The sequence below is a fragment of the Vibrio sp. B1Z05 genome (genome assembly GCF_052955985.1).
This window is the reverse complement of the sequence record NZ_CP130463.1, coordinates 690,529-716,713: the sequence shown is the minus strand read 5'-3', so window position 1 is coordinate 716,713 and position 26,185 is coordinate 690,529. Positions and strand designations below refer to the sequence as shown.

Annotated in this window: 20 protein-coding genes and 2 pseudogenes; 6 read left to right on the top strand and 16 right to left on the bottom strand. The window is 41.5% G+C overall.

Annotated elements, in window-relative coordinates; genetic code table 11:
* Nucleotides 1-33 precede the first annotated feature (33 nt).
* From QV280_RS03450 to QV280_RS03440, 3 genes are read left to right on the top strand one after another with little or no spacing between them, the layout of a single operon-like run.
* Nucleotides 34-1,248 (top strand): pyridoxal phosphate-dependent aminotransferase, encoded by a 1,215-nt coding sequence (locus QV280_RS03450; protein WP_023402920.1) that lies wholly within the window; start codon nt 34-36, stop codon nt 1,246-1,248.
* Between the two features lie 54 nt (nt 1,249-1,302).
* Nucleotides 1,303-1,890: a 5'-deoxynucleotidase gene (gene yfbR, locus QV280_RS03445; RefSeq protein WP_023402921.1), complete on the top strand. Its 588-nt coding sequence runs from the start codon at nt 1,303-1,305 to the stop codon at nt 1,888-1,890.
* 40 nt (nt 1,891-1,930) lie between these two features.
* Complete coding sequence (locus QV280_RS03440; protein WP_023402922.1) at nt 1,931-3,244, top strand: anti-phage deoxyguanosine triphosphatase; 1,314 nt, start codon at nt 1,931-1,933, stop codon at nt 3,242-3,244.
* Here QV280_RS03440 and QV280_RS03435 read toward each other — a convergent pair.
* Entirely contained in the window at nt 3,241-3,903 is a 663-nt protein-coding gene (locus tag QV280_RS03435) for a tRNA-uridine aminocarboxypropyltransferase (protein ID WP_152821619.1), read from the bottom strand. The two genes, QV280_RS03440 and QV280_RS03435, sit on opposite strands and share 4 nt — an antisense overlap.
* Before the next feature lie 5 nt (nt 3,904-3,908).
* Between QV280_RS03435 and rrtA the strand changes: the two genes are divergently transcribed.
* Entirely contained in the window at nt 3,909-4,454 is a 546-nt protein-coding gene (gene rrtA / locus QV280_RS03430) for a rhombosortase (RefSeq protein ID WP_367869607.1), read from the top strand.
* Here rrtA and QV280_RS03425 read toward each other — a convergent pair.
* The 8 genes from QV280_RS03425 to gltX all read right to left on the bottom strand — a co-directional run bounded on the left by QV280_RS03425 (nt 4,449) and on the right by gltX (nt 15,260).
* On the bottom strand, nt 4,449-4,757 hold the full coding sequence (locus QV280_RS03425; protein ID WP_023402925.1) for a ComEA family DNA-binding protein: 309 nt from the start codon (nt 4,755-4,757) through the stop codon (nt 4,449-4,451). The genes rrtA and QV280_RS03425 overlap by 6 nt on opposite strands.
* A 158-nt stretch (nt 4,758-4,915) precedes the next feature.
* A complete protein-coding gene (ppiD, locus tag QV280_RS03420) occupies nt 4,916-6,772 on the bottom strand; it encodes a peptidylprolyl isomerase (RefSeq protein WP_152821617.1) in 1,857 nt (618 codons plus the stop codon).
* 156 nt (nt 6,773-6,928) lie between these two features.
* The gene (locus tag QV280_RS03415) at nt 6,929-7,204 is read right to left on the bottom strand and encodes an HU family DNA-binding protein (RefSeq protein WP_021714028.1); all 276 of its coding nucleotides are present in this window, start codon (nt 7,202-7,204) and stop codon (nt 6,929-6,931) included.
* A 184-nt stretch (nt 7,205-7,388) separates the two neighbouring features.
* On the bottom strand, nt 7,389-9,740 hold the full coding sequence (gene lon, locus QV280_RS03410; protein ID WP_023402927.1) for an endopeptidase La: 2,352 nt from the start codon (nt 9,738-9,740) through the stop codon (nt 7,389-7,391).
* A gap of 245 nt (nt 9,741-9,985) precedes the next feature.
* On the bottom strand, nt 9,986-11,263 hold the full coding sequence (gene clpX / locus QV280_RS03405) for an ATP-dependent protease ATP-binding subunit ClpX (RefSeq protein ID WP_152821615.1): 1,278 nt from the start codon (nt 11,261-11,263) through the stop codon (nt 9,986-9,988).
* A 71-nt stretch (nt 11,264-11,334) separates the two neighbouring features.
* On the bottom strand, nt 11,335-11,958 hold the full coding sequence (clpP, locus tag QV280_RS03400) for an ATP-dependent Clp endopeptidase proteolytic subunit ClpP (protein ID WP_023402929.1): 624 nt from the start codon (nt 11,956-11,958) through the stop codon (nt 11,335-11,337).
* A 111-nt stretch (nt 11,959-12,069) separates the two neighbouring features.
* Nucleotides 12,070-13,371, bottom strand: a complete 1,302-nt coding sequence (gene tig, locus QV280_RS03395; protein WP_023402930.1) for a trigger factor — start codon at nt 13,369-13,371, stop codon at nt 12,070-12,072.
* Between the two features lie 461 nt (nt 13,372-13,832).
* Nucleotides 13,833-15,260 (bottom strand): glutamate--tRNA ligase, encoded by a 1,428-nt coding sequence (gene gltX, locus QV280_RS03390; RefSeq protein ID WP_152821613.1) that lies wholly within the window; start codon nt 15,258-15,260, stop codon nt 13,833-13,835.
* 631 nt (nt 15,261-15,891) lie between these two features.
* On the opposite strand from gltX, the gene QV280_RS03385 reads away from it, so the two are divergent.
* Complete coding sequence (locus QV280_RS03385; RefSeq protein WP_152821611.1) at nt 15,892-16,716, top strand: DUF2797 domain-containing protein; 825 nt, start codon at nt 15,892-15,894, stop codon at nt 16,714-16,716.
* A gap of 100 nt (nt 16,717-16,816) precedes the next feature.
* Here QV280_RS03385 and QV280_RS03380 read toward each other — a convergent pair.
* The 4 genes and pseudogenes from QV280_RS03380 to QV280_RS03365 all read right to left on the bottom strand — a co-directional run.
* Nucleotides 16,817-17,095: pseudogene (locus QV280_RS03380) on the bottom strand (oligogalacturonate-specific porin KdgM family protein); the annotation flags it as partial.
* Nucleotides 17,096-17,215: 120 nt separating this feature from the next.
* Nucleotides 17,216-17,587 (bottom strand): DUF2799 domain-containing protein, encoded by a 372-nt coding sequence (locus tag QV280_RS03375; RefSeq protein WP_152821610.1) that lies wholly within the window; start codon nt 17,585-17,587, stop codon nt 17,216-17,218.
* Between the two features lie 100 nt (nt 17,588-17,687).
* Complete coding sequence (locus QV280_RS03370) at nt 17,688-18,287, bottom strand: YccT family protein (protein WP_152821608.1); 600 nt, start codon at nt 18,285-18,287, stop codon at nt 17,688-17,690.
* Between the two features lie 64 nt (nt 18,288-18,351).
* Nucleotides 18,352-19,494, bottom strand: a complete 1,143-nt coding sequence (locus QV280_RS03365; protein WP_152821606.1) for a porin — start codon at nt 19,492-19,494, stop codon at nt 18,352-18,354.
* A gap of 832 nt (nt 19,495-20,326) precedes the next feature.
* Here QV280_RS03365 and QV280_RS03360 point away from each other — a divergent pair.
* Nucleotides 20,327-20,798, top strand: a pseudogene (locus QV280_RS03360) (IS30 family transposase); the annotation flags it as partial.
* Between the two features lie 167 nt (nt 20,799-20,965).
* On the opposite strand, the gene QV280_RS03355 reads toward QV280_RS03360, so the two are convergent.
* The 3 genes from QV280_RS03355 to QV280_RS03345 form a co-directional block, all read right to left on the bottom strand.
* Nucleotides 20,966-23,617: a beta-N-acetylhexosaminidase gene (locus QV280_RS03355; RefSeq protein WP_152821603.1), complete on the bottom strand. Its 2,652-nt coding sequence runs from the start codon at nt 23,615-23,617 to the stop codon at nt 20,966-20,968.
* Between the two features lie 690 nt (nt 23,618-24,307).
* The gene (locus QV280_RS03350; RefSeq protein ID WP_023402943.1) at nt 24,308-24,868 is read right to left on the bottom strand and encodes an outer membrane beta-barrel protein; all 561 of its coding nucleotides are present in this window, start codon (nt 24,866-24,868) and stop codon (nt 24,308-24,310) included.
* Nucleotides 24,869-25,074: 206 nt separating this feature from the next.
* Nucleotides 25,075-25,719 (bottom strand): helix-turn-helix transcriptional regulator, encoded by a 645-nt coding sequence (locus tag QV280_RS03345; RefSeq protein WP_023402944.1) that lies wholly within the window; start codon nt 25,717-25,719, stop codon nt 25,075-25,077.
* Nucleotides 25,720-26,185 lie beyond the last annotated feature (466 nt).

Here is a 26,185-nt window from a genome sequence, read left to right as displayed (position 1 = left end):
ACTATTCTCACCGATTGAATCTAGGGGTTGACAATGAAAAATATCGAGATGTCTTCAAAACTCGATAATGTATGCTATGACATTCGTGGTCCGATACTGAAACATGCTAAGCGTATGGAAGAAGAAGGGCAGAAAATAATTAAGCTCAACATTGGTAACCCCGCCCCATTTGGCTTTGATACGCCAGAAGAAATCTTAGTTGATGTACTTAGACACCTACCCACCTCTCAAGGCTACTGCGATTCAAAAGGGATTTACTCTGCCCGTAAAGCCGTTGTTCAGCATTATCAAAAGAAAGGCTTATTGTCGTTAGATGTTGAAGATGTCTATATGGGTAACGGTGTGTCTGAGTTGATTGTTATGGCGATGCAAGCATTGCTCGACAACGGTGACCAAATGTTGGTTCCTGCTCCAGATTATCCTTTATGGAGTGCAGCGGTATCCCTATCCGGCGGAACCCCTGTTCACTATATTTGTGATGAAGAATCCGATTGGTTTCCAGACCTTGAAGATATTAAAGCCAAGATCACCCCTAAGACTCGCGGCATTGTACTGATTAACCCAAACAACCCTACTGGGGCGGTGTACAGCCGAGATTTTCTATTACAAATCGTTGAGATTGCGCGCCAACATAAGTTGATTATCTTTGCCGACGAAATCTACGACAAGATCCTTTACGATGGTGCAACGCACACCTCTATTGCGACATTAGCCGATGACGTAGTTATGGTGACATTTAACGGTCTATCGAAAGCGTATCGTATTTGTGGCTTCCGCAGCGGATGGATGTTTATTAGTGGACCAAAACATATCGCCAAAGGCTATGTGGATGGTTTAGATATGCTCGCCTCAATGCGCTTGTGTGCTAACGTGCCGATGCAACATGCGGTGCAAACAGCGCTCGGTGGCTATCAAAGTATTAATGAGCTGATTTTACCGGGCGGACGCCTGCTCGAACAGCGTGATAAAGCCTATGACATGATCACCTCAATACCTGGGGTTTCGTGTGTTAAACCTAAGGGCGCGTTATACCTTTTCCCTAAACTAGATCCTAAAATCTATAAGATCCATGACGACCAAAAAATGGTGCTAGACTTTTTACAACAAGAAAAAGTGTTGCTGGTGCAGGGTTCAGGGTTTAATTGGCCAAAACCGGATCACTTTAGAATAGTGACACTGCCTTATGCAGAGGACCTCGAAATTGCCATCAGTCGCTTTGAGCGTTTCATTACTCAATACACACAATAATTTATATTAAAGAGGCCTAGCGCCTCTTTTTTTACACCTTTAAGGATGATTAGCATGCACAAAGAAAGCCATTTTTTCGCACACTTAGCCCGAATGAAGCTTATCCAACGCTGGCCATTAATGCGTTCGGTTTCGAATGAGAATATTTCTGAACACAGCCTGCAAGTGGCGTTTGTGGCGCATGCTTTAGCCATCATTAAGAATAAAAAATTCAACGGTACATTAAACCCTGAGCGTATCGCTGTATTGGGGATGTACCACGATAGCAGCGAAGTGCTTACGGGCGATCTGCCAACCCCAGTCAAATATTACAATCCTTATATTGCGAAAGAATACAAAAAAATCGAAGCCGCCGCGGAAGAAAAACTACTGTCTATGGTGCCAGAAGAGCTAGTAGAAGATTTTAAACCTTTTCTGATTAGCGGTGAGGCTACAGAAGAAGAGCACTGCTTGGTCAAGCAAGCAGATTGCATCTGTGCCTACCTTAAATGTTTAGAAGAACTGTCAGCAGGCAACCACGAATTTGCCGCCGCTAAACGACGTTTAGAGCAGACACTACAAGACAGAGATTCTCCTGAAATGTGCTATTTCCTCAAAACTTTTTCTGCCAGTTTTGAGTTAACATTGGACGAGATCAGTTAATCGTTTTAATTAAAACAACGAGGACGAATAGTTAAATCACATGGAAGTCGATAATCTCTGGCAACAACGCATTAATAACGAACAAAAAGTACGTCTAAATGATCACCGTGACCCTTACCAAAGGGATCGGGCGCGTGTTCTACATTCGGCGGCATTTCGGCGTTTACAAGCTAAAACCCAAGTGCATGGCACTGGAGGTAACGACTTTCATCGAACTCGATTAACTCACTCATTAGAAGCGGCGCAAATTGGCTCAGGAATACTGGCGCAGCTGCAATCAAAACACGCTGACCTGCATTCAATACTGCCCACCACCAGCTTGATAGAAACGCTCTGCCTTGCCCATGATATTGGACACCCTCCGTATGGGCATGGTGGCGAAGTTGCGCTTAATTATATGATGCGTGAACATGGCGGATTTGAAGGCAACGCACAAACCTTTCGCATCGTCAGCCAGTTAGAACCATACACACAACACCACGGTATGAATTTGTGCCGCCGCACCTTACTTGGGCTATTAAAATACCCCTCTTTACTCAGCCGAGTTGAACGAGATTCGATTCCAGATGGCGTTGACAACCCTAGACAGCTTAAAGCCAGTCGCTGGATGCCAGCTAAAGGCGTATTTGATGTTGACCAAAGCTATTTTGATTGGGTGCTACAGCCACTATCAGAGCAAGATAAACAAGCATTTTGCCAATTACAGCCCCATTCAGGTCAGCGCTCTATGACTAAGAAAACACAGTTTAAATCCTTAGACTGCTCCATCATGGAACTGGCTGACGATATTGCCTATGGGGTGCACGATCTGGAAGATGCCATCGTACTCGGCTTGGTGTCAAAGCCGCAGTGGCTAGAGTCTGCAGCACATCAACTTGCCCATAGTGGACATGCATGGATGGAGAGCGAAATACAACAACTCACCGAAAAACTGTTCTCCGGTGAGCACTACCTACGTAAAGATGCCATTGGCAGCATAGTCAATGCATTGCTCACCAGCGCTGAGATCAAAGAAATCACCACGCCGAACTTTGCCCAGCCACTCCTTAGATATAACGCCACCTTACACGAGCCTATGTTAGAGATACTGAAAGTGTTTAAAGACTTTGTCAGTAACTATGTGATTCAAGCCACCGAGGTACAGTTAATCGAATATAAAGGCCAGCAAGTGATCATTGATTTGTTTGAAGCCTTTAGCGGCGACCCTGAGCGTCTGCTTCCTGATGCTACTAAGAAGAAATGGCAACTGGCTAGAGATCAACAAGATCAGGGCTTTAGAGTGCTGTGTGATTATATCTCTGCTATGACTGATGGCTATGCGCAAAAACTGCATTCCAAGATGTTTGCCAGTTAACGATTACGACCGCCGAGATACTTGTCATAACTGCCACTGGGTAATTGCGCTATTTGGAATTCAATCATTTTATCAAAAGCGGTAATTAAAGGCGTTGCATCGCAGGCTTTTAATAACGTTAGCGCATGATAGGCCGCCTCTAAGGTCGATAAGGCGTTTTCTTTAGGCGCTTTGCGAATGGTGTATCGGCCTTGCAAGTGAGTGGGTAAATGTACCTGATTAAGCGCATGCAGATTTTGTGAAAGCTGAAAGATTTTAAACGCTTTTTTCCAAGTGCCATCAATAAGAAACAAGCGAGTTTTACACTGCGTCTTCACATCCAAACTTTGGCTACCTTGATTTGGCATATGCAAAGCGAGATTCGCAGATAAATAGTCAGCATTGAGCTCTACAGAGTCGGGAGAAGGGTACATAAGGAGATTCAATGTGTTAGGCTCAGAAACCCATTGATTAACCTTGGGGTGATCCGAAAAATCTTCACCGACGAGTAACTGACTGGGTGAAACAGATAACTCAATGATTTTAGCGGTACCTTTCGCTTGATTCACCTCACTTGGGTGCTGCAAAATGACAACTTCAACAGAGCTTTCAACCGTTTCTATCCATTGGCATAGACAGGCTTTCTTAGCGCGACCACATCGCTCACAGTATCGGGACATAAAACGTGTATAAATTCCTCATTGCTTTTAGCTTAATCTTAGCTGTGTTTATGATTCCTTCGCTTGCCGAAGCATTGCGTTGGCAGCAGGACTTAATGGCCTCTCATCAGTGGTGGCGTTTGCTTACTGGAAACTTCACCCACACTAATACTTATCATCTAGGAATGAATCTAGCTGGATTATGGGTTATTTGTCACCTGTTTCAAGCTAAAGTGAAACCACTGGCTAGCGCCATCGTAATTCTATCAATAGCCATTGGGGTTGGGCTACTCTTTACCGATACCAATATCTATTACGGACTTTCCGGCGTGCTACATGGACTGTTTGCTATGTATGCTTATCAAGAAATCGCCGCCGGTAAGCGTAGCAGTTGGTTTTTGTTGGCCGGTTTAGCCATAAAACTCACCGCGGAAAATAGCGGACTGGTATCGATTTCTACCGCGGAGTTGATAAATGCAAGGGTGTCTACCGAATCACACCTGATTGGTTCAATAACAGGGCTAGCCATCGCATTGCTAGCCCCTAAGATACTGAAACTCAGAAAACTATAATCTGATACGCGAACGATTTTTATCAACGGTCGCCTGCCCTATCCCTTTTACTTGCTGTAAATCATCAGCATGTTTAAACTCACCGTGCACTTCTCTGTACGCTACTATCTGTTGTGCTTTCTTTTCTCCCACGCCCAGTAACAAAGTCGCAAGCTCATGGCTAGAAGCGGTATTGATGTTTACCTCTATCTCAATCCCTTCATAGTGGTCAGCTTTTTTTGTTTCTTCCGCAGAATACACAGCAAAAGGCAGTAACGCTAAAAGTACGATGCTGACATATCGTTTTAAGTTTGCAAAAGTCATCCCTATCTCCTTTGTTTCAATCAAATTTGCTACGAGCCAAACTCATAGCCTCATCGACTAACCTAGAAGAAAACGGTTTTAATGAAAATGTGACAGGACTAAAACTAGAACGGGCCGCTAAATGCGGCCCGTGAAACTATGTATCAACGAATGATCAACTACTGTGCACCTTCAGAGATGTAGTACTCGATATCAGTCTTGTTACGCAGTGTTTGCAATACGCCCATCAGATCTTGTTGAACGTTAGCGCTCTTCAGTTGCTGACCAATTTGGTTATTGTACTGAGGATCAATAGCAGTGTTCACTTTCGCTAATTCGATAACCACAATGTTACCTGAGGCATCAACAGATTTAGCGTAGTGCAGCGCTTCTTTGCTAGGATGAGGGATAGCATACACAGTGTGTGATAGTTCAGAACTACGGTTCACTGTTTCAATATCGCTAAAGCTCAACTTGTTAGCCGCAAGGATTGAATCATCACCAGCTTCAAGAGTAGTGACTACTTTATCCGCTAATTCAGTCGCCAGTTTACGACCTTCAACTTGTTGGTATTGGTCTTTAACTTGCGCTGCAACTTCTTCGTAAGGAAGTACAGTTTGTGGGCGAGAATCATCGATACGAACAACAACAATATGTTCAGGATCAACTTCAACTACTGCAGAGTTCAAACCATCTTCGCTTACTTCAGGGGTTTGTAGCTCTTGCATTACCGCTGGCGACTTAAGAATCGCTGGAGCATCTGCATTTGAGATGAAATCAGTTGTCACCACTTTTTGGCCTACGGCTTCTGCAGCATCATCTAGAGAATCAGGGTATTCGAATGCCACTGTTTCAAGTTTGTTTTGCAGTTCGTAGAAACGGTTAACCGCATCTTGCTCAGCCACTTCTGTTTTAATTTCAGCCGCAACTTCAGCAAATGGTTTAGCTTGCGCACTCTTCAGTCCGTCTAGCTTGATGATGTGGTAACCAAAATCTGATTTAACAACATCACTGTAATCGCCTACGTTTTGTAGAGCAAATGCTGCTGCTTCAAATTTAGGGTCCATAACACCCTTCTCAACCAGACCTAAAGAACCACCGTTTTCTGCAGAACCAATATCTTCAGAGTTTTCTTTAGCTAGCGTTGCAAAGTCTGCACCCGCTTTAAGTTGGCTAAGAATATCTTTTGCTTTCGCTTCATCTTGAATCAGGATGTGGCTAAGGCTACGTTGCTCATGAGTAGAATAACGATCGATGTTCTTCTCATAGAAGTCTTTCGCGTCTTTATCCGATACAGAATCGCTTTTCTTCATCTGCTCTGCAGAAAGTTCAATATAAGAAATCTTGAACTGTTCAGGACGAGTAAAGTTAGCTGGGTTGTTCTTATAGAATTCTTGTAGCTGTTCAGTGGTTGGAGCCACTGTTTTCGCCATTTCACTCGGTTGAATAGTGATAGTGCGAATGTCACGAGTCTGAGTTAAAAGACCAGAAGCGTGAGCCACTTCTTGTGGAAGTACAAATTCACTTTGTTCAACAGCGCCCAAAATCTTTTGGCGAACAAGGTCACTACGTAGGTATTCCGCAAAGCTATCTGCGTCATAACCACCACGACGAAGTGCCGCTTGGTAAACTTGTTGGTCAAACTTACCGTCAGTTTGGAACTGAGGCATGCTCAATAGCACTTCACGTACCTTTTGGTCACTAACACGTAGGCCCAAAGATTCAGCGTATTGCTCTAGCAAAATTTGGTTGACCATTTGATCCAATACGCGCTGACGGAACGATTGCACGAATGCAGGGTCGCCCAGTTGGCTTGTAAAGTAATCACCCATTTGTTGTTGAGCTCGGTTGCGTTCATTTTGATACGCTTGTTCAAACTCAGGACGAGAAATCTCAGTATTTCCCACTTTTGCAGCAGAACTGTGTCCGCCACCTAAATAGCCACTTACGCCAGTGAAAACGAAAGAGAGAATGATCAGACCTAGAATGATCTTAACGGCTATGCTATTTACGCCTTCGCGTAATCTTTCCATCATAATAGTGCGAAACTCCGAAATGTGGCCTGTATACTATTCAGGCTCTAAAAATCTTTGCCTCGATAATATCAGAAAAAGAAATGCGCACCAGTAGGATGCGCATAAATACAGGGTTTGATAGCGATAATTTGCTATCTGATACGATTTGAAGACAGATTATTCGTTAACTGCGTCTTTCAAAGCTTTACCTGGTTTAAATGCAGGTACTTTTGCCTCTGCAATTTGAATCTCATCACCAGTCTTTGGATTACGACCAGTACGAGCTGCACGAGTACGGACACTAAAGGTACCAAAGCCCACTAGAGCAACTTGGTCGCCACTTTGCAAAGTTTCACTAATTGTTTCAACCACTGCATCTAACGCACGGCCAGCAGAAGCTTTAGATAGGTCTGCGTTGTCTGCGATTTTTTCGATAAGCTGAGTTTTGTTCACTATGTATTCCCCTATTACTACTCATGTGAAGTTTAGAGTAAGTCAATTCCATTATTGTATGAATCTAGCCATGCCCTTGGTATGAAAGGGATATAGCCTCAACTGTTAAAGTAGCGTCCAATAAAAAAGCTGACAAGTAATTTATACCTATCAGCTTAATTTACATGCTATTTTTTGCTATTTATCACTGTTCCGCTTGGAAAGTGACCCCACTTGGGTCATTTTGCAATGCAATTGCTAGCACTTCATCGATCCATTGTACCGGTTTCACCGTGATATCTTTCTTCACGTTTTCAGGAATTTCTTCCAAATCACGTTCGTTATCTTTAGGGATAAGTACCGTTTTGATGCCGCCACGGTGCGCCGCTAATAGCTTCTCTTTAAGACCGCCAATAGGCAGTACTTCACCACGCAGGGTAATTTCACCTGTCATAGCAACTTCTGCTTTAACTGGATTACCCGTCAAGCTAGAGACAAGCGCAGTACACATTGCGATACCCGCACTTGGGCCATCTTTAGGTGTGGCACCTTCTGGTACGTGAACGTGAATATCACGTTTCTCGTAGAAGTTTGGTGCAATGCCTAGCTTGTCAGCACGGCTTCTTACTACCGTCATTGCTGCTTGGATAGACTCTTGCATAACATCGCCTAGCGAACCAGTTTGAGTCAACTTACCTTTACCTAGCATAGACTCAGTTTCGATGGTTAATAGATCGCCACCCACTTCAGTCCACGCCAGACCTGTCACTTGACCAACGCGATTATGATCGTCAGCTTTGCCGTAATCACAACGTTGCACGCCCAAGTACTCTTTAAGGTTATCTTGGTTAACCACCACTTGTTTCAGTGAACTATCCAGTAAGATATTTTTCACCGCTTTACGACAAATCTTCGAAATTTCACGCTCTAAGCTACGCACGCCCGCTTCACGAGTGTAGTAACGGATAATACCGATAATCGCGGAGTCGTCGATTTCAATCTCATGCGCTTTTAGACCGTTGCGCTTGATTTGTTTTTCAAGCAAGTGATTCTTGGCGATGTTCAGTTTTTCATCTTCGGTATAACCCGATAGACGAATCACTTCCATACGATCAAGTAATGGACCCGGAATATTCATTGAGTTCGATGTTGCCACGAACATAACATCTGACAGATCGTAATCGACTTCCAGATAATGATCGTTAAAGGCATTATTTTGCTCAGGATCCAGTACTTCTAGCAGTGCTGATGACGGATCGCCACGCATGTCTGAAGACATTTTGTCGATTTCATCGAGCAAGAACAGTGGGTTTTTAACCCCAACTTTAGACATCTTCTGAATAAGTTTACCCGGCATAGAACCAATGTAAGTACGACGGTGACCACGAATCTCAGCCTCATCACGTACGCCACCTAGCGCCATACGAGTGTACTGACGACCGGTTGCTGCCGCAATAGACTGACCCAGCGAGGTTTTACCCACACCAGGAGGACCAACCAAACATAAGATAGGGCCTTTCAGTTTATTGATGCGAGTTTGCACCGCCAAATACTCTAAAATACGTTCTTTAACGCGCTCAAGACCGTAGTGATCGGCATTTAGAACTTCTTCGGCTTTAGCTAAGTTCTTTTTCACTTTTGAACGCTTAGTCCAAGGCACGCCTACCATCCAATCGATGTAGCTACGAACCACGGTCGCTTCTGCTGACATCGGAGACATCATTTTTAGCTTTTGCAGTTCTTGCTCGGTTTTTTCACGAGCATCTTTTGGCATTTTAGATTCTTCAATCTTGATCTTCAGTGCTTCAAACTCATCCGGAGCATCGTCCATATCACCCAGTTCTTTCTGAATCGCTTTCATTTGCTCATTCAGATAGTACTCGCGCTGGGATTTCTCCATCTGTTTTTTAACACGGCCACGAATGCGCTTTTCAACTTGCAGGATGTCAATTTCTGACTCCATGCTTCCCATTAAAAATTCTAGGCGTTCGTTGACGTCGATAATTTCTAGCACGCGCTGTTTTTCAGCCAATTTCAATGGCATATGAGCTGCGATTGAATCCGCTAGGCGCGGTGCATCATCGATACCGTTTAATGAGGTTAATACCTCTGGTGGGATCTTTTTGTTGAGCTTAATAAAGCCTTCAAATTGGTTAATAGCACTGCGTACTACCACCTCTTCTTCTTTATCATCAATTTGTGGGGTAGTCAGAAATTCAGCATCTGCCACAAAGAAGTCATCTTCGCGAATCGAGTGAACTTTTGCGCGCTGTTGACCTTCAACCAGCACTTTTACAGTGCCGTCGGGTAGCTTCAACAATTGAAGAATGGTCGCAACAGTACCTACTTGGAATAAATCTTCTTTGGTCGGCTCTTCTGTATCCGCTTCTTTTTGGGCAATCAAGAGAACTTGCTTATCATTGTCCATTGCAGATTGAAGGCAGTTGATCGACTTCTCACGACCAACGAACAGAGGAATGACCATATGTGGGTAAACGACCACATCTCGTAATGGCAGCACGGGTATTTCAATACGCTCGGAACGCTCCAAGTTCATAATTATCTCTCTTCCGTTTTCGGCTTATGGTCTTTATATAAGGTCACTTTAAATAGAATCAATACCTGTAACAATAAGAATCACTTAACTTAGTCAAATAGTGTTCGTTTTACTGTATTTAATTAAAATTAAACACAAAAAACCATTAAGTGATGGCTATCGTTACTACGCTTGATTAGTTAGCTTAGATCATCAGAAACAAAAAAAGCGAGCAAAGCTCGCTTTTTGTTATATCGAGTTAACGATTATGATTCAGCAATCGCAGCCTGATTGTCACCACCATCATAAATCATCAGTGGTTCAGACTCGCCATTGATAACAGACTCATCAATAACCACTTTGCTGACGTCTGTTTTTGAAGGCAGTTCATACATAGTTTCAAGGAGTACGTTCTCAAGAATAGAACGTAAACCACGAGCACCTGTTTTACGCTCCATTGCACGTTTAGCGATTGCTTTAAGTGCATCTTCGCGGAACTCTAGCTCTACATCTTCCAGGTCAAACAAAGCAGCGTATTGCTTAGTCAGCGCATTCTTAGGCTGGCTAAGAATCTGAATTAATGCCGCTTCATCAAGCTCTGTCAGTGTTGTTGTTACAGGAAGACGACCGATAAACTCAGGAATTAAGCCATATTTGACTAGATCCTCAGGCTCAACCTGTTTGAACATTTCACTGACGCTCTTCTGTTCGTCTTTAGCGTGAATTTCAGCGCCAAAACCAATACCAGAGCCTGTTTCTACTCGTTGTTCGATCACTTTATCTAGGCCGGCAAATGCACCGCCACAGATAAATAGGATCTTCGAAGTATCAACCTGCAAGAACTCTTGTTGAGGGTGCTTACGACCACCTTGAGGTGGTACAGAAGCAATGGTACCTTCAACCAGTTTAAGTAGTGCTTGCTGCACACCTTCACCAGAAACATCACGAGTAATTGATGGGTTTTCTGCTTTACGAGAGATCTTGTCAATCTCATCGATGTAAACAATACCGCGCTCAGCTTTCGCTACGTCGTAATCACATTTTTGCAGAAGTTTTTGAATGATGTTTTCAACATCTTCACCCACATAACCGGCTTCAGTTAATGTGGTAGCATCTGCCATGGTAAACGGTACGTCTAGAAGACGAGCCAGCGTTTCAGCTAGTAATGTTTTACCACTGCCCGTAGGGCCAATAAGTAAAATATTACTCTTACCAAGTTCAACGCCATCAGCGGTTTTATCGCCGTTACGCAGACGTTTGTAGTGGTTATATACTGCTACGGAAAGCACTTTTTTCGCAAATTCTTGACCAATTACATATTCGTCAAGGTGTTCACGAATATCTCGCGGAGTCGGCAAATCCTCAGACTCTTTCTTCGGAAGCGCCTCTTTGATCTCTTCACGAATAATATCGTTACAAAGATCAACACACTCGTCACAGATGTATACGGACGGGCCCGCGATCAATTTGCGAACTTCATGCTGACTTTTACCGCAGAAAGAGCAGTACAAAAGCTTGCCACTCTCTTTGCTTTTATCTGTCATTCGCTAACCTCTTAGCTTTAAACTTTAATTTATCTATTAAAGTTTACATCAAAAAAACTTGAACCGACGACTTAATTGTCGCGAGACAATACTGAATCTACCAAGCCATATGCAACAGACTGTTCAGCAGACATAAAGTTGTCACGATCGGTATCGCGCTCAATCACTTCCATTGGCTGACCAGTATGTTCAGCAAGAAGCGTGTTGAGTTTTTTCTTGATAGTCAAAATCTCTTGAGCATGAATTTGAATATCAGACGCTTGTCCTTGGAATCCACCTAATGGTTGGTGAATCATTACGCGAGAGCTTGGTAGCGCAAAACGCTTACCTTTAGCGCCGCCCGCTAGTAAAAACGCGCCCATAGAACATGCTTGTCCCATACATACTGTACTTACGTTTGGTTTGATGTACTGCATAGTGTCATAAATTGACATGCCCGCAGTAACACTACCGCCCGGTGAGTTGATGTATAGGAAAATATCTTTTTCTGGATTCTCTGATTCTAGGAACAATAATTGGGCCACTACAAGGTTGGCCATGTGATCTTCAACTTGTCCAGTCAAGAAGATGATTCGCTCCTTCAGCAAGCGAGAATAGATATCGTAAGAACGCTCACCTCGTGATGATTGCTCTACCACCATAGGTACTAGTGCATCCATAATTGGCGACATTACATTTTTTTCTTGGTAGCTCATAGTGTTATATCCCTATCCCTAAAAACAAATGGCCCGAATGATTATCTCATACGGACCATTATTAGTAGAAGAGTGACTAAAAAGTCAACCCTCTACGCAGACCAAACGCCATTAAGCTGGTTGTTGGTTCATAATTGCATCAAATGACTCTTCTTTCTCAGTCACTTGTGCTTTAGCGATGATAGCGTCGATAGCTTGCTCTTCTAGAGCAACGTTGCGCATGTTGTTCATCATTTCTTCATTGCTTTCGTAGTAAGCGATAACTTCTGAAGGATCTTCGTATGCTGTAGCCATTTCAGTGATAAGTGCTTTCACTTTCTCATCGTCTGCTTTTAGCTCTTCTGCTTTGATAACTTCACCAAGTAGAAGACCAACAACTACGCGTTTGCGAGCTTGCTCTTCGAACAACTCACGAGGTAGTTGGTCAGCAGCGTCAGTGTTGCCACCGAAACGTTGAGCAGCTTGTTGACGAAGAACGCCAATTTCTTGCTCGATAAGTGCTGCAGGAACAGTGATGTCGTTCTCTTTAGCTAGACCGTCAATCGCTTGCTCTTTGATACGGCTCTTAAGCGCTTGCTTAAGTTCACGTTCCATGTTCTTACGAACTTCAGCTTTAAGTGCGTCGATGCCGCCCTCAACTACGCCGAATTTAGCAACGAACTCGTCAGTTAGCTCAGGAAGTTCACGCGCTTCAACTTTGTTCACTTTGATTGCGAACTTAGCTTCTTTACCTTTTAGGTTTTCAGCGTGGTAGTCTTCTGGGAAAGCTACGTCGATTTCAAATTCCATACCTGCTGTTTTACCAGCGATACCGTCTTCGAAACCAGGGATCATGCGACCTTGGCCCATTTCTAGAGGGAAGTTTTCAGCTTTACCGCCTTCAAATTCTTCACCGTCGATAGAACCAACGAAGTCGATAGTTGCGCGAGAACCTTCTTCAACTGCTGAATCAACTTCAGTCCAAGTCGCTTGTTGCTTACGTAGAGTTTCAATCATGTTGTCTACGTCTGCATCTTTAACTTCAACTACTGCTTTCTCAACAGCGATGTTTTCAAGACCTTTAAGTTCGATCTCAGGGAAAACTTCTAGAGTTGCAGTAAATACAAGATCTTGACCCGCAGTAGTGTCTACTGGTGCGAAAGTTGGTGCACCTGCTGGGTTGATCTTTTCTTTAACGATAGTTTCGATGTAGTGACGCTGCATCACTTCACCCATAACGTCGTTACGTACCGCGTTACCGTACATTTTCGCTACCATTTTCAAAGGCACCTTGCCTTTACGGAAACCGTCGAAACGACGATTTTTAGCGATGTTACGTAGTTCAGCTGTCACTGCATCTTCAATGTTAGCAGCAGGAACAGTGATAGTTAGACGGCGCTCAAGACCTTCTAGAGTTTCAACAGTAGCTTGCATTATTTTATAAACCTCAACAAAAGCTCAGTTTCCTGAGCATAGCGTCACCGTTTTAATACAGGTGACAACATCCTAGTGTGTGCCCCAAAGAGGCACCTAAATACAAAAAGAGTGCCGCTGTTACATAATTAAGCTAATCAGGTAACAACGAATCAATTAGCGATACCTTATTTAAGACATCTCCAATTGACCTCAGAGTAATAAATTGACGCGACATTCTACCGACATAGGCTTGCCCTGTCGAGAGATGAGCCTAAACCCTCTTCAATTATTGTAGATAGAGTCCTGTAATAGGAATATCTCGTAGCAATACAATGGGGGCATGTTCGGCAAAATCAACGGTAATCATCAAAATTGATTTTCAAGTTTGAAAAACGAGATCTTGTTCAAATAAAAAAAACCGCTAACGGCAAGGTTAACGGTTTATAAATCATTTAAATTGCAAAGTGATGAACCCAGCGTTAAGCGTTTGCTTCACGAGCTGTAATAAACTCTAGAGCCAGCTTAATGCGAGCGATAACGCGCTCTTTGCCAATTAATGCCATTACTGCATCAACAGATGGAGATTGACCGCCGCCAGTTACCGCAACGCGAAGTGGCATACCGATTTTACCCATGCCAATTTCAAGCTCTTCACAAACGGCAGCAATAACACCCTCTTTAATTGACTCAGTAGACCAATCAGACAGTGCCTCTACTTTTGCTAGTGCTAGCTCAAGTGGACCTCTTGCTACGCCGCGAAGGTGTTTCTTAGCTGCGCCTGCTTCAAATTCACTAAAGTCTTCGTAGAAGTAGCGGATTTGCTGAGCCAGTTCAACCAATGTATGACAACGCTCACCTACAAGCTGAATAACGTCGGTGATTGCAGGACCATTGTCAGTGTTTAGGTTTTGTTGATCTAAGTGCCATTGTAGGTATTTCGCTACATATTCAGGCTCAGAAGTCTTGATGTAGTGGTTGTTTAGCCACAACAATTTGTCAGTGTTAAAAGCTGATGCAGACTTAGAAACGGCGTCTAGGCTAAATAGTTTAATCATTTCTTCTTCAGAGAAGATTTCTTGGTCGCCATGAGACCAACCTAGACGTACTAAGTAGTTATTTAGAGCATTTGGCAAGTAACCTTCGTCGCGATATTGCATCACTGATACAGCGCCATGACGCTTAGACAGTTTTGCGCCATCATCACCCAAAATCATTGCACAGTGAGCAAAAGTAGGTACTGGTGCGCCTAGTGCTTTGTAAATGTTGATTTGACGAGGGGTGTTGTTGATATGGTCTTCACCACGAACCACTTGAGTAATGCCCATATCCCAGTCATCAACCACAACCACAAAGTTGTAAGTTGGTGCGCCGTCAGTACGACGAATGATAAGGTCATCAAGTTGGCTGTTGCTAATTTCGATATGACCACGGATTTGGTCATCAAAAATTACGCTACCCTCTTTAGGGTTGCGGAAACGTACCACGTAATCATCGCCTTCTTTTGCCGCCGCGTTTGCAGCAACAATTTTAGGATGATTAGCATCGTAACGAGGCATTTCTTTGTTCGCTTCTTGCTCTTCACGAATTTCTTCAAGCAGTTCTTTAGAAGCGTAACATTTGTATGCTTTGTCTTCTGCGAGCAGGACATCAATACATTCGTTGTAACGGTCAAAACGTTTAGATTGGTAATATGGACCTTCATCCCAATCTAACCCCATCCACTTCATCCCTTCAAGAATTGCGTCTACCGCTTCTTGTGAGTTGCGCTCTAGGTCAGTATCTTCGATACGCAGTACAAATTGACCACCTTGGTTTTTAGCAAAAAGCCAAGAATACAGTGCTGTACGCGCACCACCTACGTGTAGATAGCCAGTCGGGCTTGGGGCAAAACGAGTTTTTACCGTCATTGAATTTACCTTTAACAGTCCAGTCGCTTGAATAAGCGTGTAATTTGCCGCTATTTTAGCACCGAAGTGCAAATGTACAACGGAAAGGGACTGGATCTAGGTAAAGACCTTTAGATTAATGACATTTTCGCAGAAGCGAACAACATTAAATGCATTCAATAGTAATGAAGTGAGCATTTAAAGTGAGTTAAGCCATGAGAATCTCATTCTCATTCTCATTCAACCGTTATTACATAACGAAGCTAACAATACCCACTAGAGAAGCTAGAGAAAATAGAGCGATACGACCAATTAGGCCAAATTCAGAGTGTTCGATCATTGTAGTGTTATGGTGCATAGGCTTTCCTTTTTTTAATAAGTATTTAACAACCACCCCTAATATCGTTCACATTGCGCCGCGTTACAATGTAAATATTTCAATATTATGACACTAGACGCTATTCACTGTATTTATGTGATATAGATCACATAAATACAGTGATGATTTACATTCGTTTCGATTAATATTCAATCAATTCAATAACTCACCGCAGCCTACATTTTATAAAAACTTTCTCGCTACAGTAAAAATTAACTCGGTATACTAGAGGGAAACGTGCAATAAACTGGATACAAAAGGAACTCACAAAGAATGACTCAACTTTTAGGTCATATTCGAAAAATGACGTCTTCCCTAGAAAATGGGCAAGTTAGCTATCGTTTACCATTAGATGATCAGCAGTTAGATCTTATGCCCCTTATTGGGCAAAAACTGATCCTCAAACATACTGGTCATATTCATTGCCAAGAGTGTGGTAAGAAGACAAAGAAAAGTTATTCACAAGGTTTTTGTTATCCATGTATGACGAAGCTTGCCAAGTGCGATATGTGCATAATGAAGCCAGAAACCTGCCATTTTGATAATGGTACTTGCCGTGAACCGCAATGGGGGGAAGAGAACTGCTTTGTACCTCATTATGTCTATTTGGCTAATACCACAGCCATAAAAGTAGGTATCACCCGTCATACACAAATCCCGACCCGCTGGATTGACCAAGGTGCTAACCAAGCACTGCCTCTTTTTAAAGTCAGTTCGCGTCTACAATCTGGGTTAGTTGAAATTGCGTTAGCAGAGTTCATTTCGGATAAAACCAACTGGCGCAACATGCTAAAAGGCAAAGCGCAACCTATCGATTTACAGCAAAAGGCAAATGAGCTGGTCCCATTAATTGAAGAGAAACTCTCTGAGCTTCAATTACGTTTTGGTGAAGATGCTATTGAAAAGCTCAATGCTGAGGTGGTAGAGATTGATTACCCCGTCACTCAATACCCAACCAAAATTACCTCTTTAAATTTTGATAAAACACCTGAGCTTGGTGGCGTGCTGTTAGGTATCAAGGGGCAATACTTGTACTTTGATACTGGAGTGATCAATATGCGTAAATTCACCTCTTACGAGATTTACGCTGAATTTTAAGCATAAAAAGCCGGACTACACATTTCTATTGTGAGTCCGGCACTATGTTAGTACTTACTCTTGCTTCGAGCTATTTGCGCTCGTTACAATGAATACGCCATTAGAAACCGTAAGATGCACCAAAGACGAAGGCGTTATTCACTAAGCTGCTTCCCGCTGCATTTTCAAGCCCATTTGCTTGGCTACGGAACTCGAAATAAGGTTGAACCCCTTTACGTGTCCACGTCGCACGGATCTCGTGATCCATAGTTTCCGCTTCAATCATATAAACGTTGTTATAGCTTAAAGCCAGATCCATATCCGCAAAATCATAAGCGATGCGGTTATCCATGCGGTAATCAGTATCAGCATCTAAATCTGTGGCATCAATGTGCGCACGAAACATACGGGTTCAACATAGCAAAGCATTATTGGATTACGTTCTGGATATATTAAATATGTCCGCTGAAAATAATGCCTTTACCATAACTACTATTAATAATTTCTTAATACAATTATATTAAGGATAACGTCCCTCACTGTCACTAAAGATGTATCTTTCATAACCTAACTTCATTTGTTCAGCAATTCTCGCTTCATCAGGAAGTCCACTACATTGGCCTTTGTATCTATTACCCCAAGTACCATATTCATACGCTTGTACTGGATTACAGAATTTCTTCTTTCCTTGCTCGAAGCCAACAACGTATTCTGCATACTCCTCCTCTTGGACCATCTCACGGTCAAAGCGCTGCTGTAGATCGCTAGTGGTTTGCATTTGCAGGCCCTTTGCACCTTGCTTATAACCTATCTCTTGCCAAGAAGAATTCGATGGCGTCTCAGCACATGCAACAAGCAGACAAGCAAACACAGTAATAACAAATAATCTCATAAGGTCCTCTCTCAATCACAGAAATGATCTCTACCCATTGACCACTATCTATACGGTAGAAAGAGAAACCGAAGATTAAATTTCAGACGAAAAAAACTTTTTACTTAAGATTCTGCATCGCCCATTGCATAAATTGTTGTTGTTTTTCTCGAGAAAGCTTTGAGAATTGACTCTTTATGGCTGAAGTCATGCTATCAGCAGATACTGGAGCCACTGTCAGCGCCGTTCCAGAATCAACTAGTTTATTATATGAAACGACCTGTTTTTCATAGTCATTAAAGCCTTGAAAACCACTTTTTGGTAATACTACTAAATCAAAATCTACAGGTTCACCCGAGCCATCAGTCAACGTAAATGTTGGCGATTTATCAAACTTGTTTGCTTCTTCAATCGTCCGCATTTTTTTGTACGAAAGTTGATAGCTGTCTTCATCTGCTGCTTTAAATGTTATCAACATTAAGCTTGAATCAAATTTGCGCCGCTTACTGTCTTCAAAGACAATTTGACCAATTGTTACACCAATTTGGTTACTTCCTTCAATTATTTTTATCTGATCAACATTTGTAAAGATACCACTGTCCACAGCCATACTATTAACAACTTGAGGAACTATCTCAGTTTGAAAAGACAACAAACTATCTGCAAATGCATTAAAACTAATGAAGATACTAGTAACTAGGACTAGACATGACTTTTTCATAAAAATAATTCCTAAAATTCTAATGATAATAAGGGCGCAAAGCGCCCTTATTAAACTGACTTAATTAGAAGTAGTATTCAACACCTACAGAAAACTCCATAAAGTCGGCTGATTTCCAACGTTGATTAATATTTCCATCATCATCTAGTGAGCCATCGCTAAAGTTAACTTTGTCACCAAAATCTAAAGTACGTGCACGAGCATATAGAACTGCTGATGGGTCGACAAAGTAAAGAATCTGACCAGAGATCACATTGTCATCCGAGTTATCAATTGTTTGACCGTCACGCTCTAACTCGAAGTTCATCGCATACGCTAATTTGTACTGCCAGTCACCTGTAGTGTAGATAAGACCGGTTGACATAGCGCCCTGAGTTTCATCAATGCCGGAAGTCGTTGATGCTTCCATGTGCTTATACTGAGCAAAGAATGAAACGCCATTATCAAACCAAGCCTGGATACCAGCTAAATACGTGTCATTGGTCCAAGTTGTACTCTCTGATTCAAAGTTATCATTTCGCTCATAAGCTAAATCAAACTGAAAAGGACCTACATTATAATGTGCCGCACCACCAAACCAGTAGGAATCGCCTTGACCCAAAGCGGCATCATCACCAGCACCCATCGCTAGGTCAAAAGATAGTGCATCAAAATATTTAGGCGTATCCCAGCGAATTGTATTTGATTGACGATCTTGATATTTTGCACCGCCTATTGACCCACCCCAGTCATAAACATCACCCAAGCCAGGGTTAGATGCTGGCCAATCAATCAGTTCGTAGATAGGAGTCAAAACACGACCTAGACGAACCTGCCCCATATTATCACTTTCAAAACCAACGAAAGTATCTCGTTCACCAAGACCAGCACCTGAGCCACCAAAGCTTGGATCTACGTAACCACCTTCAATTTGCCATAAGAAGGTAGGGCTAAAATTCTTAAATTGTTTCTTACCACGAAAACCAATACGAGATTCGTTATTCAACTGCATGCCACTCAAGTCATCGTCTGTAGCTGAATTACCAGAATCATAATCACGGTATGCTGCTTGCAAAGCGATGATGCCGTAAACTTGGTATGAAAAATCACTCTTTGTTAAAAATTTTTCTGCAGCATTCTCACCTTGGATACCAGCAGCAACGCTTATACCACTAAATGACAAAGTAGATATTGCAACTGCTAATAAAGACTTCTTTAATCGAGACATGGAAAACCCCTTGTATTTATATTTATAAGACCAGTACTTAAGGTACTGTTATATTTGTTTATATGATCAGTACTTCCGGTACTGTTTTGTTTCAACTTCATTTTTGCAGATTTTTTGATTCACGAAATAAGAATGTTGATTTTTTATGATCTGGTTCACTCCCAGTAAAGACTATAGAATTAAACCCTTAAAAATCAACAAGTTAGCTTACGTCAAAAACGTCAAAAACGTCAAAAACGTACAAATTAAGTGTCATGCCCACAAAAAACATGAACTTCATCAAACTAAATTTAGATTTTTAGTTTGATGAAGTTCCCTATAGATTAAGAAAATGTGATGTAAATCGAATATCTTTTTTTATTTGTTAGCTCAATTTAATAACAGAACTCTCGTCAATTTCATTTTTAACAACAATAGTAAACGAAAACATATAGCTAAATTAAATTTTTAAGATAAGTAAAGGTAATAAACCATAATATTTAATATTTAACTTAAAACGATAAGAATATTATCTATATCAAAAATGGATATCACTATGTATTATCAGAGTAATACCACAAATCGTTATGAATCCCGATCCCGAATATAGATAATAAGTACGACACTCATAGAAAGACGTAGAAGAGGAAGCCAACTACTGAAAGTGGTACGCTCTTCTCGCCAAAGAAACAAGCAGTACTACTATGAGTTATCAGCAGTTGAACGAGAGAAAAAGATAAAATATCATCGTTCTACGATATATTGTGAACTTAAAAGAGAAAATAGCAAAGATTGCTATACCCCCTAAACTAAAGAGGCACATCAGTCGTCAGTCTGACGTCGAAGTAATTAGAACAAATGCTTAGGTGGCAAACTATATTGCCACTTGAGGTAAGGTCATAAAAGGTATCGCCGAGGTAAGAGGGATAAGACTCTCACTATCAAAAATTCGGTTCAATAAAAGTCAGGCTTACTATTGTTGATGATCGAGAACTATTGATGATTGATACTGTCTTCGGAAAGCACGGAACATGTGTTATCGTTACTACTTTAGAACGAAAAACCCTATTTTATTTGGCAAAGAAAGTAGTATCGATATCAGCATCAGATATGACTAAAGCAACGATAGAAATGCTTATGCCTTCTAAAAAAATCAACTAGATACTATAACAGTAGACAACGGAAGATAGTTCGCTGGTCATCAAAATATAGCTGAAGCACTAGATGCGAAAGTCCACTTTGCACATCCTTATAGTTCTTGGAAGCGCAGCACAAATAACAATGTTCTTATGAGACAATACATTAAAAAAGACGCTGACTTGAAAAACACTAACAATAGGACTTATCTAACAGTGTTATCGACTTGTTTGCTAGCAAACCTATTGGCTATTTCTATCTGAATTCAAACCAAATATATTCCCAAACGACAGACACAAAAAAGGCCAGCAACATGTGCTGGCCAAAAAAAGGAAGTAAACACCCTACATTTCTATTACTTCACTAGTGTAACTCGACTTTCTTTATCTCCACTTGCTGAAATACTCTTAATCCAAACATCTCCAGAAACAGCAGGACGTTGATCGTCTTGGTACGTTACCCAGTTCTCACCATCGGTTGAGTACTGTAGTGCAACGCCTGGGAATTGAATGTTCATAGCCAGTTTGCCATCAACAATCGCAGCACCCGGTACAGGTAAACGGTAATCGATGCCTGCTTTTTCAAGCTTAGCTAATTCACGCTGTCCCATAACGTTGGCAAAACGAGTCCAATCAGTTAGCAATGCATCTTTATTTACAAGGTTAGTTTCTTGTGAATATTCAACGCCTGCTTTGTACTCATTTTCCCAGCTAGCGGCATGCCATGCACGCTCTGCAGCTGCCAGTACGCGAGGGAATACCATGTATTCATATTGCTCGTCGGTACGAACGGTTTCAGACCAAAGTTGCGCTGATAAACCAAAGAAAGGTTTCGCTTCAACTTCGCCCTTCGCAGCAAAGCCATTACCATCACGGTCTACTGAAGTTTCAGCATTTTGTGGCATGTTTTCAGGTGCAAATGTGAACATCTTACGAGTGTCAGTTGCACGTGTCGCCCAGTAGTAACCACGCTCTTTTGCATCAACTTCGTATGGGAAGTCCATGTATACGTAATCAGGGTTAGAAGCGATTACTTGATAGCCTTTGTCTGCCCACTGATAAACGTTAGTTGCGCCGCCCCAGTACAGTGTTTCCCAGAAGTTTACGCGAGTGTTTTCAGTCGCGAATGACTCTGGACCTTCACTGTATTTCAAGCCATCTTCCCAAGCTTGGAAGTTTGGAATACCGTGCTTAGCAACCAGTTTTGATACTTCTTCCGCAAAGTGACTTGGGATATGTTCGAAGTCGTTAACTGCGCCGCTGTTAATGAGCGCCTGACACTGTGGAGACTTAGCAAATGGCTTGTCTTGTACTGTTAGGTCAATATTACCTTTCCAGCCCACTTTTTCTTCTGCAGTAATGTCTTGGAATCCAGCGCCTAGCTTGATGTTTTTAGCTTCATCACCACCGAAGTGCCAAGTTGTTAGTGGCATGCCAGCTTCTTTATGCATAGCAGCAACTTCAGTAATTACTTTGTCTACAAAGCGAGATGATGAATCTAAACATGGGTTAATGAAACTTCTCTTATCGTAGAACTGAACCGTAGTAACGTTAGACGTATCTTGCGGGTCCATTAGGCGATATTCGTTAGCGGCTTCTTCTTTGCCTTCTGCCATTAGACGGTCGTAACGTGCTTCCATAGAAACAACAGCTGCTCGTGCGTGTGCTGGCATGTCGATTTCTGGGATAACTTCGATGTTACGCGCTTTCGCATACTTCAAGATATCTAGGTAGTCCGCACGGCTAAAGTGTCCTGAGCCAAAGTTGTCTGTCGTAGAACCAGATGCTAGCTGTGGCAACAAACACGTTTTCTCTTCTAGGTCGAAACAACGCTTAGAACCGATATCCGTTAGTTCTGGTAGACCAGGAATTTCTAAACGCCAGCCTTCATCATCAGATAAGTGAAGGTGAAGTTTATTCATTTTGTACGCCGCAAGTTGATCAAGCGTTGCCAAAATAGCGTCTTTAGAGTGGAAGTTACGTGCAACATCAACCATCACACCACGGTAATCAAAGCGTGGAGCATCTTTGATATCAAGTAGAGGAAGCTGCGTTGGTGCATCAAGGTTCACTAAAGCAAAGATAGATTGCATTGCGTAGAAAGCACCGGCTTCATCGAATGCTTTAATTTCAACATGATCTTTATCGATATCTAAAGTGTATGCACCTGTTTTAGCGAATTCGCCTTTAAATTCAGCTGGCGCAATAGCCACTTTAAGTGGCGTTTTACCTTGTAAGTTCACACCTAATAGGTCAGCGCGAGTTTGTAATGCTTGTACCTGATCAGCAGAGAATGCCGCTGTATCTAGCTTCAAACCACCAGCGATATCTAAAGTGCCTTCTTTTACTTTAGTGTATGCAGGTGCAGGAATGATAGCTGCTGAAACATCTTCTTTTTTCACGTCGCTGTTTTTATCAAAACGTGTTGCTGCAGTAGCAAAGACATTATTATCGCCAGGAGTACGTTTTAGATTATCGCCTTCAAGACCGCTAACAAAGTCCGTCATGTCTACGTTGCTTAGAGACACTAACTGTTTTGGCGTTGCATCGTCGGCTGCAACAAATGCGCCTGGGAAGAAGTCAGTTTCAAATAACTGCCAGTATTCGCCAGTAAAGACAACATCCACACTTTCGCCCGCTTTAAAGCCAGCAAATTTATCGGTTGGTTCTAGTTTATGTAGGTCACCGGTAATACGAGTGATCTTAAATTGATCGCTATCGACATCTAGAATCAAACGAATGCTATGGAAATAAATAGCCCAGTCTTTTGAATCTACTGCTTCACCATCATTGGTCAGCGTCATCTTAACTTGATTACATGATGCCCATTCAGCACCTAGGTCTTGACACTTCAGACCATCGTTTGCTCCATGGTTAGTCAATACTTCGTATTTGATATCAAGATTATTCGCTAGTTTATCAACGGTATCCTGAGGAGAATCCTTCATAGATACACACCCAGCGAGCACGGTTATTACAGAGGTAGCAATAAGACTCTTTTTCAGCATTGTAAATCCCTTGTTATATTTTAATTTTTAAGTTGATTTAAATTGGACTCTTTACAATCTAAAGGGAGTTAATTTTCATTGCAAATTTAGTGGCTAGAGCCAAAAAACCTGATTTTTATTAACGAAATCATTTTAACTTATTGTTTTTAAAAGTAAAAATAAAACAGGACTGTTATTGAATGTTACTTTTCATGACTTATATGCAACTTTTTTATATCAAAAATGTGATTAACAACACGGCTACGTTAAAAACGTTAAAAGTGCTTTTTATCGATATCAACAACAAATAGCGATGAGATCACAATTACGGTTCAGAGAAATCTTTGAGCGAAAGAGTAAACCTTAATAAATGTAACTCTCTATAAAATATAGAATAAATCTTCAGCTCATCCTCAGGTAGATATTGGAAAGCAAGACAACCATTAACTCTCTAACTTTAATAACCTTTTTAAAATAGTGGTCATTGAACGCACCATTTCACAACAATACTAAATTCACATCAAAAAATAACCATGCTATTTGGTCGCTAGAAAACACGTAAAAATAAAACAAACTGAGCATTTCGCTTTGATAAGAGGCTTTAAGCAGCAAAAAACAGACAAAATAAAGCACGCATTGATCGTAAATAACCAATGCGTGCTAATAGAAACTTTATAGATTTATGTTGATAGTCAAGCTTCGATAAAGAAGCTAGAACCAATGATAAGTAGCCGAGACACCATAGTAATTAATATCAGGACCGCCAATATCGTTGTACCAAGTGTACTCAATTGCTCCAGACCAATTTTTATGGAATTGGTACTCAACTCCTGCGCCTAAGTGAGGCGTCCAACCTTGATCATCTTCATAAACATTCTCACCATTGGCATTCCATTCATAAGCTTGAAAACCAACTTTACCGAAAACGGAGAATTTCTCAGCAAATTCATAAGAAGCTTTGGCGGTTAGATCCAAAGTTTTCGCATCATAACTACCAGAAACATCTTTTAAATCTGCCTCTCCTAAATCATGATACCCAAGTTCAAACGCCAACCAAGGTAACGCTTGGATACCAAAATAAGCTCCCCAAGAAAAAGGTGAGTCATCGACTCCAGTAACGTCAGTGACCGCTGGACCTAAATCTCCATAATTTGCTGTGCCTAGCTTAATACCGCCATAAAAATGAGAAAAAGTGATCTTGTCTGACTCGGCGGCAAATGCTGTCGAGGAAAACGCCAAGATCAATGGGACGGTGAGAAAACGTTTATTCATTAGCTTCATATCCTTATTTAAGCTTCATCCAGATCTGATTTAATATTAGACCTTGCTATCTATCAAACCGTAAAACATTGATTTAATTGTAGTCGCAAAACGATCTTTGAGTAAAAAATGTGATCAAGATTACTGTCAAGCGTACGCATCCCCTCAAACTACGCAAAGGCACTTTCAAAGGTACCCTCTCTTATTGCTTTAATTATTTAGGATTTGGTCAACGAATAGTCATTCATTCGAGCGTATCTCACCGCATCATGTCTTGAATGCACATTCAGTTTTTTATACAGCTTATAGATATGGCTTTTTACCGTGCTTTCTGACAAAAATAAGCGAGAGGCAATCTGTTGATTTGAAATTCCGTACGCCAGCAACTCTAGTATTTGTTTTTCCCTAGAAGTCAGCCCTGAATCTTGTTGCTCTATGGAAAGGTCGGTGGTGCGGTAGCTACGCACTAAGCGTTCCATATAAATACGGGGCAACCACAAACCACCACTAAAGATATAATCGATACTTTCATGAATATGTTTTACTAATGCATTTTTTAAAAGTACCCCTTTTAAGAACTTCCAACGCAAAATATCTTCGTCGACCTCGTCGGGCGGTACATCATGAACCATTAAAGGCCAATTCAACATGTCAAAATCAGGCAATACACGTTCGTCCTTAATTTTGCGTAAATAGTCATATTCAATCAAAACAAGATCAGCCACTAAATTGTGGCTTTTTGATATTGCCTCGTCAGGAAGATAAGTAAAAACATTGAGATTAAGGCTAGCTGTGAGTTGTTTTTCTAATAGGCTTGTTTGGAGACTCTTCTCCGCAAGGATCATTACATTTCGAGAGCTCATCTGTAGTGCTATTTGTAGTGGCTTCAATAAATAACTAGCGATGCCACCATCCCTTGTTGATGATTATTCATACAGAAATATAGTCTACAGGTGGTAATTTAGAAAGATGAAATGCCTACCTAAGGCTGAGTTACCTACTCATATTCTCCTGCAAATGTAGTACCTAGCACCTTAAATTATTATGCAAACTTTCATCATTTAAATTTTAAGAATCTGTTTTTATTAGAGTAAATTTCAAACTAATGTCAGACCTTATTTTTAAACACAGCGACTACTTTTAATAGCACTCATCTTTATTCAGCCTTTTTTAACACTTTTATTCATACTCAAAGCAACCTTAACAGAATTAGTCAATAAGAGACTGATATAAAACGCTTTTTTTTGCTTTTAACGACACTCAACACTCTTCACCTCATAGACCTACTCCCAGAGTTTTTTTCTTTACCTATAATCTCAGAACTCTCGA

Bases quoted from the DNA above. Each gene is read 5' to 3' on its own strand.
- ppiD (WP_152821617.1), bottom strand. From the start codon at position 6,772: ATGATGGAAAGATTACGCGAAGGCGTAAATAGCATAGCCGTTAAGATC.
- QV280_RS03450 (WP_023402920.1), top strand. From the start codon at position 34: ATGAAAAATATCGAGATGTCTTCAAAACTCGATAATGTATGCTATGAC.
- QV280_RS03440 (WP_023402922.1), top strand. From the start codon at position 1,931: ATGGAAGTCGATAATCTCTGGCAACAACGCATTAATAACGAACAAAAA.
- tig (WP_023402930.1), bottom strand. From the start codon at position 13,371: ATGCAAGCTACTGTTGAAACTCTAGAAGGTCTTGAGCGCCGTCTAACT.
- QV280_RS03375 (WP_152821610.1), bottom strand. From the start codon at position 17,587: ATGAGATTATTTGTTATTACTGTGTTTGCTTGTCTGCTTGTTGCATGT.
- gltX (WP_152821613.1), bottom strand. From the start codon at position 15,260: ATGACGGTAAAAACTCGTTTTGCCCCAAGCCCGACTGGCTATCTACAC.
- QV280_RS03350 (WP_023402943.1), bottom strand. From the start codon at position 24,868: ATGAATAAACGTTTTCTCACCGTCCCATTGATCTTGGCGTTTTCCTCG.
- QV280_RS03355 (WP_152821603.1), bottom strand. From the start codon at position 23,617: ATGCTGAAAAAGAGTCTTATTGCTACCTCTGTAATAACCGTGCTCGCT.
- QV280_RS03365 (WP_152821606.1), bottom strand. From the start codon at position 19,494: ATGTCTCGATTAAAGAAGTCTTTATTAGCAGTTGCAATATCTACTTTG.
- QV280_RS03345 (WP_023402944.1), bottom strand. From the start codon at position 25,719: ATGAGCTCTCGAAATGTAATGATCCTTGCGGAGAAGAGTCTCCAAACA.
- QV280_RS03385 (WP_152821611.1), top strand. From the start codon at position 15,892: ATGACTCAACTTTTAGGTCATATTCGAAAAATGACGTCTTCCCTAGAA.
- lon (WP_023402927.1), bottom strand. From the start codon at position 9,740: ATGAACTTGGAGCGTTCCGAGCGTATTGAAATACCCGTGCTGCCATTA.
- clpP (WP_023402929.1), bottom strand. From the start codon at position 11,958: ATGAGCTACCAAGAAAAAAATGTAATGTCGCCAATTATGGATGCACTA.
- clpX (WP_152821615.1), bottom strand. From the start codon at position 11,263: ATGACAGATAAAAGCAAAGAGAGTGGCAAGCTTTTGTACTGCTCTTTC.
- QV280_RS03435 (WP_152821619.1), bottom strand. From the start codon at position 3,903: ATGTCCCGATACTGTGAGCGATGTGGTCGCGCTAAGAAAGCCTGTCTA.
- QV280_RS03425 (WP_023402925.1), bottom strand. From the start codon at position 4,757: ATGACTTTTGCAAACTTAAAACGATATGTCAGCATCGTACTTTTAGCG.
- yfbR (WP_023402921.1), top strand. From the start codon at position 1,303: ATGCACAAAGAAAGCCATTTTTTCGCACACTTAGCCCGAATGAAGCTT.
- QV280_RS03370 (WP_152821608.1), bottom strand. From the start codon at position 18,287: ATGAAAAAGTCATGTCTAGTCCTAGTTACTAGTATCTTCATTAGTTTT.